We start from the raw sequence: 15,553 nt of genomic DNA, 5'->3' as shown, positions 1-15,553 counted from the left end.
ATAAATGTGTTTATGTGAATGCTTACGCGTCGATGATAAACAATCATAACCTCAGTTACCAGCGTATCCGACGCGCCACCTCAACAGGCAAGCATTTCTTTTGCGTTGGCTTTGGCTAAATCGGTCACTTTATCACCGCCTAATAAACGTGCTAATTCGATAACGCGCTGGTCGCTGTCCAATGCCGTAACCTGAGTTTCGGTTTCCTGACCATTGGTTTGTTTCGCCACCTGCAACTGTTGATGCGCTTTTGCTGCAACTTGCGGTAAGTGAGTGACACAAATGATCTGGCACTGCAGCCCCAGTTCTCGCAGCATCGACCCCACAACCGCCGCGGTTGGCCCGCTGACACCGACGTCAACTTCGTCAAACATCATGGTCGGAACGGTTTGCTGGGTAGCGCTCATCACCTGTATGGCAAGGCTGATACGGGAAAGTTCACCACCGGAAGCCACTTTGCTCAACGGCTGCAGTGGCTGGCCGGGGTTTGCGGTGACCTGGAACTGCACCTTATCGGTTCCTTGCGCGGTGGCCGGTGCACTCTCCTGGTGTTCCAACATAATCTCGAAGCGGCCATGAGGCATGTTCAACTGCTGCATCGCCTGCGTGATTTTTTCGCTTAACTGACGCGCTGCACGTACGCGGCTGTCGGATAATTGTTTTGCCTGCTGACGATATTGCTGGCGCAGTTGCTGACGTTGTTCCGCCAGTTGCTCGCCAGCTTCATCATTGGCTTTTAACTGCGCCAGTTCTTGCGCTAAGCGCTGGTGTAGCTGATACAGCTCAGCCGGTGCACACTGATGCTTCTTGGCCAACTTGAGTGCCTGTGTCATGCGCGCTTCAAGTTGTTCCAGTTCACCACCGTCGAGGGTCATTTGATCTTGGTAATGACGCAGCTCCAGCGCGGCTTCTTCGATATGCACCATGGCTTGCTGCAGTAACTTATCAATATCACCGAGCTGAGCATCCATGTCGGCCGCTTCCTGCAGTCGTGATGCAGCACTTTGTACCAGACCGTTGGCGTTATTGTGCTCACCTTCGTAGAGTGCGTTAAGGGCGAACAGACTGGCTTCTTTTAACGTGCGGTGGTTAGACAAACGCTTATGGTCGGCTTCCAGTTGTTCAAATTCACCCTCCGCCAGGGCAAACTCGTTCAGCTCCTGTACCTGATACTCAAGCAACTGGCGCTGTGCCTGTTGATCCGCTTTGGCCTGCTGTTGCTGGCGGTAGTTTTTTTCGACCTGCGCCCATTGTTTATAAAGGTCACGGGTTTGCAGAAGCAGTGACTGATGACGGGCATACTGATCCAAAACCTGTAGTTGATGCTCATCCTTGCTGAGTAACTGATGCTCGTGCTGGCCATGAATATTCACCAACAACGGCGCCAAGGCTTTTTGCATCGACAGCGGCACCGGAGAGCCATTTATCCAGGCTTTTGAGCGGCCGTCTTTGTTGATCACGCGGCGTAACAAACATTCGCCGTCGGCATCCAGTTCGTTGTCCTTTAACCATTCGGCCGCGGGGCTGTCGTCGGCCACCACAAAACAGGCACTGATTTCGGCTTTGTCGCAGCCCGGACGCACTAAACTGGCCTCTGCGCGACTGCCGAGGCACAGACTCAAGGCGTCCAAGGCAATGGATTTACCGGCACCGGTTTCCCCGGTAATGGCGGTCATGCCGCGGCGAAACTCGATATCGAGTGATTTTACGATCGCAAAATGGCGGATGTGTAGCTCGGTTAGCATTGCAAACCTCCAGAACCACTGATGATTTATACAGTTTATACAGTAGTTATACAGTAGTTCTCAGGAAATGCAATGACCCTGCGCTGATTTTTTGTGCGACTTGTTAAAATAAACGGCTACCCCAGCCCAGTTTGTTACGCAACACATGGTAGTAGTTGTGTTCGACGGGGTGAATCAGCGTCAGGGTTTTCTTATGTTTACTGATGACGATGTCGTCGCCGGGGTGTACCGCCATGCGCACATGGCCGTCACAGCTTATCTGCAGTAAGTCATTGTCGTAGGCGGCGCGTAAACGCACTTCGGAATTGGCGTCTATGACAATCGGACGGCTACTGAGGGTGTGCGGGAACATCGGCACCAGCGTAATGGCATCAAGGTTGGGGTGTAAGATGGGGCCGCCGCCGGACAGTGAATAGGCGGTCGAACCGGTCGGCGTCGCGATGATCAAACCATCAGAGCGCTGGCTGAAGACGAAGTGGTCATCGACATACACTTCAAATTCAATCATGTGGGCGACTTTGTCCGAGTGCAGAACCGCCTCATTAATGGCTGAGCCCTGGCCGGCAACATGACCGTTACTGAGCACCTCGGTATTGAGTAAAAAGCGCTCTTCGATGGAGTAGTCGCCGGCGAGTACTGCCAACAAGGGGGTCATTACCTCATCGGGGTCGAGGTCGGTAAGAAAGCCCAGATTACCGCGGTTAACGCCGATCACACCCACATCGTATTCGCACAGCACCCGCGCGGCGCCCAGCATATTACCATCGCCGCCGACCACAACGGCAAGATCGGCCCATTCGCCCATCTCGCTGATGGTCATGGTTTGTACTTTATGACCACTGCCGATCTGCTCGGCGCAACGGTTTTCGACGGCGACATCATAGTCACGGTGCGTCAGTGCGCTTAACAGGGTCTCCAGAGTTTGACGGGCACCCCGGTCATCGATTTTGCCCAGTAATCCAATCTTTTTAAATGGCTGTTTTGTCATGCTGTAATGTCTACCAAAGCCCAACTGTTACTGCTGCTAACGCTACGTTGCTTTAATTTTTTAATCAAGAGCAAAACATGACTTGAATGTTGAATTCAGCGTCCCCATCTCTCTGTGCATTGATGAATACATGTTTAGCTTATAGAGAGTGGCACTATGACGGATAAAAAAGCACAGGCAAACGCCGAGCAGTATCAGCAACAAGCGGAACAGGCAGCAAAACAGCAAGCTGCTGAAGAGCAAGCGCAGGAGCAGGCTGAGCAGACCCTGGCCGATGAGGGGCAGGCGGAAACTCAGGATCAGACTGCAGCAACGGCTGATGCCGAAATGGACCGCATCGCTGAACTGGAACTGGCGTTGAGTAAAGCCGAAGCTAAAGTCAATGAGCAAAAAGAGTCGGTATTACGCACGCAGGCGGAAATGGAAAACGTTCGTCGCCGCGCCAGTCAAGACGTCGAAAAGGCGCACAAATTCGCGCTGGAAAAATTTGCCAATGAACTTCTGACCACCGTTGATAATCTCGAACGTGCACTGCAAGCGGCGGATGGCAAAGAAGATTTGGATAAAAACTTTCTGGAAGGCATCGAACTGACCTATAAAAGTCTGACCACGACGCTGGATAAATTTGGGGTAAAAGCCGTCGGTGAAGAGGGCGAAAGCTTTAACCCGGATCTGCACCAGGCAATGTCAATGCAGGAATCGAAGCAACATGACAATAACACCATTATCGCGGTGATGCAGAAAGGTTACGAGCTTAATGGGCGCTTGTTGCGACCAGCGATGGTCATGGTAGCTCGTAACCAGCAGGGTAACGTCGATACCAAAGCATAAAAAAATAGGTCATGGGCTAAAAAAATAAGGTATCTCTCCAGAGTTTTGTGCTAACTTAATGAGTTATCGCGTTGTCGGCGATAACAAAAATAATAACTCTGGGGAGAGAACCATGACAAAGAATCGGATGCCAAAAATGGCGAAAAGCCAATTGGCTATAGCGATTGCGTGTGTGTTTGCATCAGCGCCGGTGTTGGCTCAACAAGAAGAGCAACAACAAACCGAGCAACAAGCTGAGCAACAGCAAGAAGTTGAACGCATTCAGGTTACTGGTTCGCGTATCCGTACCGACGGTATGGATGAGGCGACGCCAGTACAAGTTATTCAGGCTGAGGATGCCATCACTCAAGGTTTTACTAACCTGGGTGATTTACTGCAGTCGAGCACCATCGCAGCGGGCTCGGGTCAGGTAACATCAGCGATTTCTTCGGCGTTCGTGGCCGACGGTGGTTCAGGTGTTAACACCTTATCACTGCGTGGTCTGGGCGCAAACCGTACACTGGTCTTGCTGAACGGCCGTCGTGCCGGTCCTGCAGGTACGCAAGGTGCGGTTTCTGCATTTGACTTGAACGTTATGCCGTTGGCGGCTATCGAACGAATCGAAATTCTTAAAGACGGTGCGTCGTCACTGTACGGTTCTGATGCGGTTGCCGGTGTGGTTAACATCATCACCAAAAAAGGTGATGCAAGTTCTGTTGACATCAACATGAGCCAGCCAATGGACGACGGCGGTGAGACCATGCGTCTCAGTGCAACGTTAGGTCGTACCTACGATAAAGGTTCGTTCCGTGTGGTTGCGGACTACAACCTACAAAAAGAATTGGCCAACGGTGACCGTGACTTCTTCCAGTGCGGCCAGCGTTATGCGTTTGATCCGGAAACCGGCGAGCGTACTGATAACGTTGACCCACGCACCGGTGACTATCACTGTTCTGACCTGCCTTGGGGTCACGTCTGGATTTACGATTACTCAACCGGCGGTTTGGTAACGACCCGTGCGCAGTATGACTACGACGGCGACCTTGGTAACTACATTCCGCGCTTTAACCAGGATCCAAACAGCCCTGATTACATGGCGACAGAACCAGGCTGGCCTGAAGGCTGGTATCAGGTTGGTTATGACAATGCTTCAGATGCGGTCGATAACCAGGATCACCCGTTCCAGGATCGCGAATCACTGATTCCGCGTCAGGAAAAAATTACCTTGTACGGTCAGGGTGACTACCTGTTGACTGACGACGTTACCCTGTACGCAGAGGCGTTGTTAAACCGTCGTACGACCGAAATTAACGGCTACCGTCAATTCTGGTCATACAAATACAACGAGAACTTCTATGCCGGTGATCCGCTCAGCGAAGGTTGGACGGGCGCACAATGGCTGAGCCCAACGCCAATCACTGACCATGCCGACGATGAAATCGTGGTTGATTATCGCCGCTTTGTGGTGGGCGCTAATGGCTATCTGGGTGAATGGTTCTGGGACTTCTCGATTCAGGATAGTCACAGCGACGGTGATTACACCAGCGACGTCATTTATGATGACGCAATCAGCCCGTATAACTTTGCTTCAGGCTCATGTGAAGGCACGGTCACTCCGGTACGCGGCGTCGACTGTGTGGACGTACCATGGCTGGATCCGGACTTCCTGGCCGGCGACATCCCACAGAACGTGAGAGATTTCATGTTCGGTCGTGAAACCGGTAATACCGTTTATAAGCAGCGTACCGCTGAAGGTTACTTCTCTGGTGACTTGATGGAACTGCCTGCGGGTATTGTTGGCGCAGCCATCGGTGCACAGTATCAGACCGACGAAATTGTCGATACACCGGCAGAAGTTACCCGTATCGGTAACGCCTGGGGTTCATCAAGCGCCGGTATTACTCAGGGTAAATCAAACTCGCGTGCGGTATTTGGTGAAATTCAAGTCCCTGTGTTGGCGGACTTACCGTTTGCCGAGCGATTGGACTTCACGGGTTCTGCGCGTTGGACTGACGTTTCAACCTACGGTAGCGATACGACTTACAAAATGGGCCTGAACTGGTTAATTGGTGAAGGTTTCCGTATTCGTGCAACTCGTGGTTCTTCGTTCCGTTCACCGGCATTGTACGAGTTGTTCCTAAACTCACGGACGTCATTCCCGTCACAGCGTTCGATCGACCCTTGTGTTGATTGGGCTAACCAGCTTGAGCAGGGTAATATCAGCCCGACGCTGGCCGCAAACTGTGAGGCTGATGGCCTGCCGGGCGATCACGTTGCCGGTTCAATCAGTGCGACGTTCTTTGAAAGTGGCGGTGCTGAGAATGGCATCAAAGCGGAAACGTCAGTATCTGAAGTTATCGGTTTTGTCTGGATTCCCGAAAGCGTCGATTTTGCCTTCTCAGCTGACTATTTCAACATCGAAATCGATGACGAAGTAACCAGTCTGAGTCCTGCGAATATCGTTTACGGTTGTTACAACTCAGAAAACTTTGCCTCTGAGCCGCTGTGTGAGCAGTTCACTCGCGATGATACCGATAACCGTATTGACGAAATCTTCGGTGGTTATCTGAACATTTCTGAACAGATCAACCGTGGTATCGACTTTAACGTCAACTATCGCACGGCAACGCCAATTGGTGACCTGTCGTTCCGTTACGAGCACACGGTACAGATCGAAGCTTCACGTAAATTGTTACCAACCAGTGACCCGGTTGATTACACGGGTGAAATTGGTAATCCTAAGCACGTGGGCGTGTTAACCACTGAGTTGCGTTACAGCGACTGGACCTTTAACTGGACCGCTCGTTACATCGGTGACGGTGACAACTATGAGCGTTTTGGTAATGGTGAGTTCGACAACACGGCAAGCTATCGAGGTGAAGAGTCGATTGTTAAGCTAGATGTACCATCGGTGTTCTACCATGCGTTCTCAGCTAACTACGACTTCGACAACGGCTTTAGCACAACCGTCGGTGTGGCTAACGCCTTTGATAGAGAGCCACCATTAATTACTGGTATCTCTGGTATCACCACTCGTCGTGGTAACTCAGCTTTCTACAGCCAGTATGATTGGCTTGGACGTCGTGTGTTCTTGAATTTAAGTTACGACTTTTAATCGATAGACCGCGTCAATAGAGAATAAAATGCCGACACTTTGTCGGCATTTTTTCTCGTATTTTTGACAGTGAGAGAAACATCATGCCAACGGTAAAAGCCAAACCCGACACTCTGAATGAAATCAACAAACGCTTTGAGCAAAAGCCGCTGACACACCCCGTGTTTTTAAATTCGGTACCCAAGTGCGGTACCCACTTAATTCGCAATATTTTTCGTATGTTCGTGATGGTTGAACAGCAATATCACGACACCTTTATTCAATACCCTAACCTTGGCCAGCATTTAAAAGCCTTTCAGGCAATTACGCCGCGCTTGAGCTGGGGCCACTTACTGTTTTCGGACAATTCCGCCATTGCCACCGCCGATGCTGTGAAACTGATCATCGTGCGGGATCCCTACGATTGGGTGCTGGCGCGGGCACGGTTTTTCTTGTCCGATAATTTTGATGCCAACCTGGAACATTTAAAAACCGGTGACATCACAACAGACCAGCTACTCAATATGATGATTTTTGGGATTCACCAAAAAGTACCGACGCTCAGCGAGATTTATACCCATAATGCGGTGTCGTGGCTGGCTGAAGACATAAAACTGGTGCGTTACGAAGAGTTGGTTAAGCACTTAAAGCAACTGGATACGGACGAAGCTGAAGCGTATTTTACCGACTTATTAACGGTAACCGGCTGGAAATCGCTACCCGCAGACTGGCGTGAACGCGTACAGTTAGGCGCGGATCGGAAACAAAGTGGCACGGCACGGGAAAACCTGCAAAACGTCGCACTGGAGATTCCGGATGAGCTGCCGCAACGACAAAAAGCCATGGTGGATTTTGCCGTACCAGGACTACGACGTCTGCTCGGCTACGAGTAACACCTGAACGCCTACATAGAGTAAAACGTACTATGCAGAATAATAATAATAAAAAAACGCAACGTGTGGTTATTGTTGGTGGTGGTTCCTCGGGTTGGATCGCCGCCGCCTACCTCAACGGCGCCCTGAATCAGCGCGGTGAAAAACCACGGGTTGATATCACCGTTATCGAGTCGCCCGATATTCCTCGTATTTCGGTCGGTGAAGCAACCATCCCCGCGATTCAGCATGTGCTGTCGGTTATCGGTCTGAACGAAGCTGAATTTTTGCAGCAAACCGACGCCACCTTCAAGCAGTCGATTAAGTATTGCAACTGGGTCAAGAAGGATAACACCTTCTATCATCACCCCTTTTCCAGTATGCGCGTACAGCCGCTTGATTTTGCGGCGCAGCGCTGGCTTGCCAGTGATCGCAGTATTCCGTTTATGGAAACGTGCTCAGCGCAGCCAATCATTTGCGAGTGGGGGTTGGCGCCTAAGATGATGGGTGAATGGCGGATGGGGCCGCCGCTGACCTATGCCTACCATATGGATGCGCAAAAATTTGCCGACTATTTACGGGACTTTTCTAAAGCTCGTGGAGTACGCCATATTGCGGCCAATATGACCGACGTGTCATTGACCGCAGAGGGCTCGGTGAGCTCGGTAAATACTGATTGCGCCGGCGAAATTGAGGGTGATCTGTTTATTGACTGCACCGGTTTCCGGGCCAAACTCATTGAAGAACAGTTACAGGTCGGATGGGATGACTGCTCGCAATGGCTGTTGTGTGACCGAGCGGTTACCATGCATCTGCCCTATGATCGCTTTTACCCCGGTGAAGTAAGACCTTATACCACGGCTACGGCATTATCCAACGGCTGGGTGTGGGACATTCCCATGCAGTCACGTCGGTCAGTCGGGTATGTACACAGCAGTGCCTATATTTCTAAGCAAGACGCAGAAGCCGAGTTAAGAGCCTACCAAGGGGGCGACAGCAGCAGCCAAGACGTGCGTTTTATTGATTTCAAAGTCGGCCGACGGCGCCAGAATTGGGTCAATAATGTGGTAGCGGTCGGTTTATCCGGCGGCTTTATTGAGCCGTTGGAGTCGACCGGCTTGTACTTGAGCGAACTGGGCGTAGTAGCGCTGGCGGAATATTTCCCTTGGCAAGCGTCGTCGATGCAAGCGATGAGTGAGCGTTACAACCGGGTATTGCAGAATCGTTATTATGAAATCCTGGATTTTATTAATATGCATTACTGCCTGACTCAGAGGGACGATACCGAATTTTGGCGTGAAGTGCGTAAACCACAACGCATCAATCCCCGTCTGCAGCAAAAGCTGGCGTTATGGCAGCACAAACCGCCGACATTCCACGATTTTCAGGATCAGTGTTTCGGTAGCCCTACCGCAGCCGCCACCACGCTCAGCGGTGATGATCGCGCGCCGATCGATACGGCGGGTCTTTGGAATCACGAAAGCTATCAGTGCATTTTATACGGTATGCATTATGACGGCTCGTTCAGTAAGGGCGATCAACCGCCGCGGGTACCCAAAGCCATTATTCAACGATTGCAGATGGCACGGCAGATGTTGCCTCCGCACGCCTACTGGCTGCAGCAAAAAGTGGGTATGGCAAACTACGCAACCGCTCATCGACCACCAGGCTGGGTATAATTTCTTATGCTTCGGCCTTGTGTTCGCAAAATTTATCCCCATCTACGGTAGCAACGCAAACTATCGGCAACAGAAAAATTTTTGTTCAGAGTTGAAAAGCTTAATCGCTGCCCCCAACTCTCAGGTATCCGATAAACATCAGAAATTTTTAGTGGAGATGAATTATGGGCAAGACTATTGGTATTGACTTAGGTACAACCAACTCTTGTGTGGCTGTACTGGATGGCGGTAAAGCACGCGTGATTGAAAACGGCGAAGGCGACCGCACCACACCCTCGGTAGTAGCATTTACCGACGACGGCGAAATTTTGGTCGGTTCACCGGCAAAACGCCAGGCGGTAACGAACCCGAACAAAACCTTATTTGCGATCAAACGTTTGATCGGTCGTCGCTTCCAGGACGAGGAAGTTCAGCGCGACATCGGCATCATGCCTTACAAAATTGTCAAGGCCGATAACGGTGATGCGTGGGTAGAAATTGATGGTGAGAAGAAAGCGCCGCCACAAATTTCTGCAGAAGTATTGAAGAAAATGAAGAAAACCGCCGAAGAGTTCTTGGGTGAAAAAGTCACCGACGCGGTTATCACAGTACCTGCCTACTTTAACGATGCTCAGCGCCAGGCAACCAAAGACGCCGGTAAGATCGCGGGCTTAGACGTTAAGCGTATCATCAACGAGCCTACCGCTGCGGCTCTGGCTTACGGCATGGACAAGAAGTCCGGTGATAACGTCATCGCCGTTTACGACTTAGGTGGTGGTACCTTCGATATTTCTATCATCGAGATTGATGAAGTTGAAGGCGAGCACACGTTCGAAGTATTGGCGACCAACGGTGACACGCACTTAGGTGGTGAAGATTTCGATAACCGCCTGATCAACTACCTGGTTGAGCAGTTCCAGAAAGATCAAGGTATCGACCTGCGCAAAGATCCGCTGGCGATGCAACGTCTGAAAGAAGCGGCTGAAAAAGCTAAGATTGAGCTGTCTTCAGCTCAGCAAACCGAAGTTAACCTGCCTTACATTACGGCAGACAACACCGGTCCTAAGCACTTAGCGATTAAAGTAACCCGTGCGAAGTTAGAATCACTGGTTGAAGACCTGATCAAGAAGTCACTGGAGCCGGTTAAACAAGCATTAGCAGACGCTGATCTGTCGGTAAGCGACATCAACGACATCATCATGGTCGGTGGTCAGACACGTATGCCTAAAGTTCAGGCGGCGGTAACCGATTTCTTTGGCAAAGAGCCACGTCGTGACGTTAACCCGGATGAAGCGGTTGCTATGGGTGCTGCGGTACAGGGCGGCGTGTTATCAGGTGACGTTAAAGACGTACTGTTGCTGGACGTGTGCCCGCTGTCGCTGGGTATCGAAACCATGGGCGGCGTCATGACTAAGCTGATTGAGAAAAACACCACGATTCCGACCAAAGAATCGCAAACGTTCTCGACAGCAGAAGACAACCAGTCTGCGGTAACCATTCACGTGCTGCAGGGTGAGCGTAAACGTTCTGCCGACAACAAATCGCTGGGTCAGTTTAACCTCGAAGGTATCCGTCCGGCGGCGCGCGGTGTCCCGCAAATCGAAGTCACCTTTGACATCGATGCGGATGGTATCCTGCACGTATCGGCGAAGGACAAAGATACCGGTAAAGAACAGAAGATCACCATCAAGGCGTCTTCTGGTCTGGACGAGTCTGAAGTCGAAAAAATGGTTAAGGACGCTGAGGCACACGCCGAAGAAGATAAGAAGTTCGAGGAAATGGTACAGGCACGTAACCAAGCGGATGGTTTGGTGCACGCGACCCGTAACCAGCTTAAAGAAGTCGGTGATGCCTTAGCTCAGGACGACAAAGACGCGATTGAGAAAGCCTGTGAAGAGCTTGAACAAGCGGCTAAAGACGGCGACAAAGAAGCCATCGAAAGCAAAACTCAGGCGCTGATGGAAGTGTCTCAGAAGCTGATGGAAGCGGCTCAGCAACAGCAAGCTCAGCAAGGAGCTGAAGGCGCTGCCGGTGGCGAGAAGTCTTCGTCAAAAGCGGATGATGACGTTGTCGACGCTGAATTTGAAGAAGTCAAAGACGACGACAAGAAGTAAGCACTAAGGCAACTTCACTAATCAACACGGGTGTTGCCGCAAGGTAATGCCCGTGTATTCGTATCAGAGTAGGACAGAAGACGTAACACTATGGCGACACAAGATTTTTACCAAATTCTTGGGGTCTCAAAAGACGCCAGCGAACGGGACATCAAAAAAGCGTATAAACGCATGGCGATGAAATACCATCCGGATCGCACCAAAGGCGACAAAGACCTCGAGTTAAAATTTAAAGAGATCAAACAAGCCTATGAGGTTCTGACCGACCCGCAGAAGCGCCAGATGTATGATCAATATGGGCACGACGCGTTTGAGCAGGCTCGTCAGGGCGGTGGTGGCCCGGGCGCCGGTGGATTCGGTGGCGGTGCCGATTTTGCTGATATCTTTGGCGATGTGTTTGGTGACATTTTCGGTGGCGGTGGCGGCCGCCGTGGTCAGGCTCGGGCGCAACGCGGTGCCGACCTGCGCTATAACCTGGAACTGTCGCTGGAAGAAGCGGTACGCGGTAAGAACGTAGAACTGAAGATACCGACCCTAGTCGAATGTGAGGACTGTGACGGCAGCGGTGCCAAAAAAGGCACCAAACCAGAAACCTGTAGTCATTGTCACGGTGCCGGACAAATTCAGATGCGACAGGGCTTCTTTGCAGTGCAGCAGGCCTGTCCGCACTGTCGTGGCAAGGGGACGGTGATTAAAGATCCGTGCCGCAGCTGTCATGGTCAGGGTCGGGTTGAGAAGACCAAAACCCTTAATGTTAAGATCCCGGCCGGCGTTGATACTGGTGACCGTATCCGTTTGGCCAGTGAAGGTGAGGCGGGCGAACACGGCGCACCAGCCGGTGACCTGTACGTGCAAGTACATGTTCGCGAGCACCCAATCTTTGCTCGTGACGGTAATAACCTCTACTGTGAAGTACCGGTCAGCTTTACCAAAGCGGCGCTGGGTGGCGACATCGAAGTGCCGACGCTGGATGGTAAAGTCAAACTGAAAGTACCTAAGGAAACTCAAACCGGTAAACATTTCCGGTTACGCGGTAAAGGCGTGAAATCGGTGCGCACCGGTGCGGTGGGAGACCTGATTTGCAAAGTGGTTATCGAAACCCCGGTTAATTTATCCAGTAAGCAGCGCGAAATGCTGGAAGAACTGGAAAAGTCGATGGGCGAAGGTGATGAAGCAGCCAAGTTTCGCCCGAAAGAAAAAGGCTTTTTCGACGGCGTAAAGCAATTTTTTGATGACTTACGCGGATAAATTGGCTTTACTGTAGAGTAGGTCACAATCAGGAGATCACGTATGCGCTTACGCACCGTTGCAGCTTCGCTGCTTGCGACACTGGCTTTGGTCAGTTGCTCGAAATCACCGACGGGTCGCTCACAGCTGACTCTGATGCCGACGCAACAACTGGAGCAGATGGGCGACCAGTCCTATCAGCAGATGAAGCAAGAGTTAGCGATTAACACCGATGCCGCGACCAATGCCTATGTGCGTTGCGTGGCGGATGCGCTGATCGAAACCCTGCCGCAGCCTTATCGCAATGCCGATTGGGAAGTCACGGTGTTTGCGGACGACGCAGCCAATGCGTTTGCCTTACCGGGCTACAATATTGGCGTCTACGACGGTCTGTTAAAGGTTGCAACCAATCAGCATCAACTGGCCGCGGTTATTGGCCACGAAATTGGCCATGTCATTGCTGAACACAGCAATGAGCGGGTGTCCAGTAACATGATGGTCGGTCTGGGACTTCAGGTCGGCGCCATTATCGCGGACACGCAACTGGACTCAGAAAACGCAGCGCTGGTTATGGCGGCACTGGGTATTGGTGCGCAAGTGGGCATCCTGTTGCCTTATTCGCGCACCCATGAGTCTGAGTCAGACCGACTGGGACTGGACTATATGGCTGCGGCTGGTTTCCGCCTGGAAGAAGCCGCTCAGCTCTGGCGTAACATGGCCGCTGAGGGCGGTGCTAATCCACCCGAGTTGCTGTCAACGCACCCGGCACCATCGTCTCGCATTGAAGCGATCAACAACTACATTCCACAGTTAACTGTCGCGAATAAAAGCCCGAATTGCCGTCGGTAATTCGGGGCATATCATATAGCCAAATCATCTTTCGCGTTCCATAAAGCGGCGTAAACTATGCCCTTTTATTGATTTTGCGGGGTTGTATGCTTAAAGCGTGGTTCGCGATTCCTTTTTGGCAGCGGGTTTTGGGCGCCTTTGCCCTGGGCATGTTAATCGGTGCGCTGGCGCCCGAAGTAGGGGTTGCGCTAAAGCCGCTCGGTGATCTCTTTATTCGAGCCATCAAGATGTTGGTTGCGCCATTAATTTTCTGTGCCATTGTCAGTGCCATTACCGATCTGAACGATGGCCAGAAACTCGGCCGACTAGGGGTCAAGACCATTGGCTTGTTTATGCTGACAGCGGTGATCGCCAGTGCCATTGGCCTGACGCTGGCATCGCTGATTGATATGAGCCCGGCAACCACGCTGACCGCTACCGAAACCACGGAACGACAGATACCATCGGTGGCACAGGTCTTTCTCAACTTTGTGCCGACGAATCCGTTTGCGGCTCTGACCGAGGGCAATGTACTGCAAATTGTGGTGTTTGCTGCGGTGGTAGGTATCGCCATTCAGAAACTCAGCGGTAAAGCGGAACCTCTGCGTCAGACCATCAAATCGGGCGCGGAAGTGATGTATGAAATTACCCGTATGGTGCTGCAGTTAACGCCGATCGGCGTGTTCGGTCTGATGGCCTGGGTGATTGGTGAATACGGCTTTGCCAGCCTGTTGCCGTTGGCGAAATTTGTTGGCGTGATTTATCTTGCCGCGGCGGTTCATATCATTGTTGTGTACGGTAGTCTGGTACGCTGGTTTGGCAAGTTAAGTCCGCGCGAATTCTTTAAGTCGGTGTTTGATGCTCAGGTTGTGGCTTTCACCACCTGCAGTTCATTTGGCTCGTTACCGGCCGCGCATCGAGCGGTGACCGAACGTTTACGGGTGTCGAAAGATTACGCCTCATTTGTGTTGCCACTGGGCGCCACCATTAACATGGACGGCTGCGGCGGGATTTACCCGGCCGTAGCGGCCATTTTTATTGCCAACCTTTACGGCATTCCGTTAGAGTGGTTTGATTACGCACTGATTATGATGACCGCCACGCTGGCCTCCGTTGGTACCGCCGGTGTTCCGGGCACGGCACTGGTGATGTTAACGGTAACACTGAATGTGGTTGGCCTGCCGCTGGAAGGGATCGCCTTTATCGCTGCGATTGACCGGATTATTGATATGGTCAGAACGCTGACCAATGTTACCGGCGATATGATGGTCGCCCGGGTGGTGGCACGCAGTGAAAACTTATTAACCGAGGAGAAAGCATGAAGGTAGGGGTTATTGGTGCATCGGGACGCATGGGACAAGCGGTGATTGCCGCGCTGCAGACGTCATCACAGCATTCCCTGAGCGCAGCCATTGTCAGCGACAATAGCGCCCGGCGTGGCCAAGCGGTAGCGACAACGCATTATCAAACGCTGGCAGAAGTGCAACAGCAGCCGGATGTGTTGATCGATTTTAGCCTGCCGCAGGCACTTACCGATAACCTTGACTATGCGCTACAGCACCAGTTACCGCTGGTGGTCTGCACCACCGGACTGGATGCGTCGCAACAACAGCAACTTGCGGCGGCGGCGCAACAGATTCCGATCTTGTATGCGCGCAACACCAGTGTTGGCGTTGCCTTGCTAGAGCAATTGGTGGCGCTAAGTGCAGCAGCGCTGCCGGATGCGGACATTGAAGTCTTCGAGGCACATCACAAGCACAAAAAGGACGGTCCGTCAGGCACTGCACTGGCGCTGGGCGAAGCCGCAGCTCGTGGACGCCGCCAGCATTTTGACGACATCAATGCCGGCGTTCGCGGTAACGGTGAACGCCGAGATGGCAGTATTGGCTTTTCGGTGCTGCGGGCCGCCGATATTGTCGGTGAACATCAAGTGATGCTGGCGCAAACCGGCGAGCGAATCGAGCTGAATCACCGCGTTAGCGATCGCAGCATATTTGCCCAGGGGGCGCTACGGGCGGGCGCCTGGCTGGTCGGACAGGCTCCGGGGCTGTATAAAATGCAGGATATCCTGAACTTACAGGAAACCTTGCAGCGGTTGCTTGACAGTGAGTCCGGCGAATAAAGCGCTGGACGAAAAGTGAAAAAATTCGTACAATAAGTGCAATTTGCCTAGCGGAAGTTTCTAGGCAGAGACTGCGCGGTTCAAGACCTTAAACG

General features: G+C 51.9%; 11 protein-coding genes. 9 read left to right on the top strand and 2 right to left on the bottom strand.

Translation table 11 applies throughout. The features are described from left to right. Window positions 1-80 precede the first annotated feature (80 nt). On the bottom strand, window positions 81-1,745 hold the full coding sequence (recN, locus tag CWE23_RS02145) for a DNA repair protein RecN (RefSeq protein WP_105305993.1): 1,665 nt from the start codon (window positions 1,743-1,745) through the stop codon (window positions 81-83). Between the two features lie 103 nt (window positions 1,746-1,848). Then, window positions 1,849-2,733: an NAD(+) kinase gene (gene nadK / locus CWE23_RS02140; protein WP_105305994.1), complete on the bottom strand. Its 885-nt coding sequence runs from the start codon at window positions 2,731-2,733 to the stop codon at window positions 1,849-1,851. Between the two features lie 156 nt (window positions 2,734-2,889). Between nadK and grpE the strand changes: the two genes are divergently transcribed. The 9 genes from grpE to dapB all read left to right on the top strand — a co-directional run bounded on the left by grpE (window position 2,890) and on the right by dapB (window position 15,458). Continuing rightward, window positions 2,890-3,564, top strand: a complete 675-nt coding sequence (gene grpE, locus CWE23_RS02135; protein ID WP_126819243.1) for a nucleotide exchange factor GrpE — start codon at window positions 2,890-2,892, stop codon at window positions 3,562-3,564. 112 nt (window positions 3,565-3,676) lie between these two features. Continuing rightward, complete coding sequence (locus CWE23_RS02130; protein WP_241970508.1) at window positions 3,677-6,658, top strand: TonB-dependent receptor domain-containing protein; 2,982 nt, start codon at window positions 3,677-3,679, stop codon at window positions 6,656-6,658. 83 nt (window positions 6,659-6,741) lie between these two features. Beyond that, window positions 6,742-7,530 carry a hypothetical protein gene (locus CWE23_RS02125; protein WP_105305997.1) on the top strand — a complete coding sequence of 263 codons (789 nt, stop codon included), beginning with the start codon at window positions 6,742-6,744 and terminating at the stop codon, window positions 7,528-7,530. Between the two features lie 32 nt (window positions 7,531-7,562). Then, window positions 7,563-9,188 (top strand): tryptophan halogenase family protein, encoded by a 1,626-nt coding sequence (locus CWE23_RS02120; RefSeq protein ID WP_126819242.1) that lies wholly within the window; start codon window positions 7,563-7,565, stop codon window positions 9,186-9,188. Between the two features lie 164 nt (window positions 9,189-9,352). Then, a complete protein-coding gene (gene dnaK, locus CWE23_RS02115) occupies window positions 9,353-11,281 on the top strand; it encodes a molecular chaperone DnaK (RefSeq protein ID WP_126819241.1) in 1,929 nt (642 codons plus the stop codon). A 90-nt stretch (window positions 11,282-11,371) separates the two neighbouring features. After that, a complete protein-coding gene (dnaJ, locus tag CWE23_RS02110; protein ID WP_105306000.1) occupies window positions 11,372-12,529 on the top strand; it encodes a molecular chaperone DnaJ in 1,158 nt (385 codons plus the stop codon). 42 nt (window positions 12,530-12,571) lie between these two features. Then, entirely contained in the window at window positions 12,572-13,357 is a 786-nt protein-coding gene (locus CWE23_RS02105; protein WP_105306001.1) for a M48 family metallopeptidase, read from the top strand. A gap of 86 nt (window positions 13,358-13,443) precedes the next feature. Next, window positions 13,444-14,658 (top strand): dicarboxylate/amino acid:cation symporter, encoded by a 1,215-nt coding sequence (locus CWE23_RS02100; RefSeq protein ID WP_105306002.1) that lies wholly within the window; start codon window positions 13,444-13,446, stop codon window positions 14,656-14,658. Beyond that, window positions 14,655-15,458, top strand: coding sequence for a 4-hydroxy-tetrahydrodipicolinate reductase (dapB, locus tag CWE23_RS02095; protein ID WP_126819240.1), 804 nt, complete (start codon window positions 14,655-14,657; stop codon window positions 15,456-15,458). The genes CWE23_RS02100 and dapB overlap by 4 nt, the downstream gene beginning before the upstream one ends. Window positions 15,459-15,553: the final 95 nt, after the last annotated feature.

It is taken from the genome of Idiomarina aquatica, from assembly GCF_003987185.1.
In the GTDB taxonomy this organism is placed as follows: Bacteria; Pseudomonadota; Gammaproteobacteria; order Enterobacterales; family Alteromonadaceae; genus Idiomarina; species Idiomarina aquatica.
Note: the sequence above shows the minus strand (reverse complement) of the source record. Positions and strands in the feature narration are given on the sequence as shown.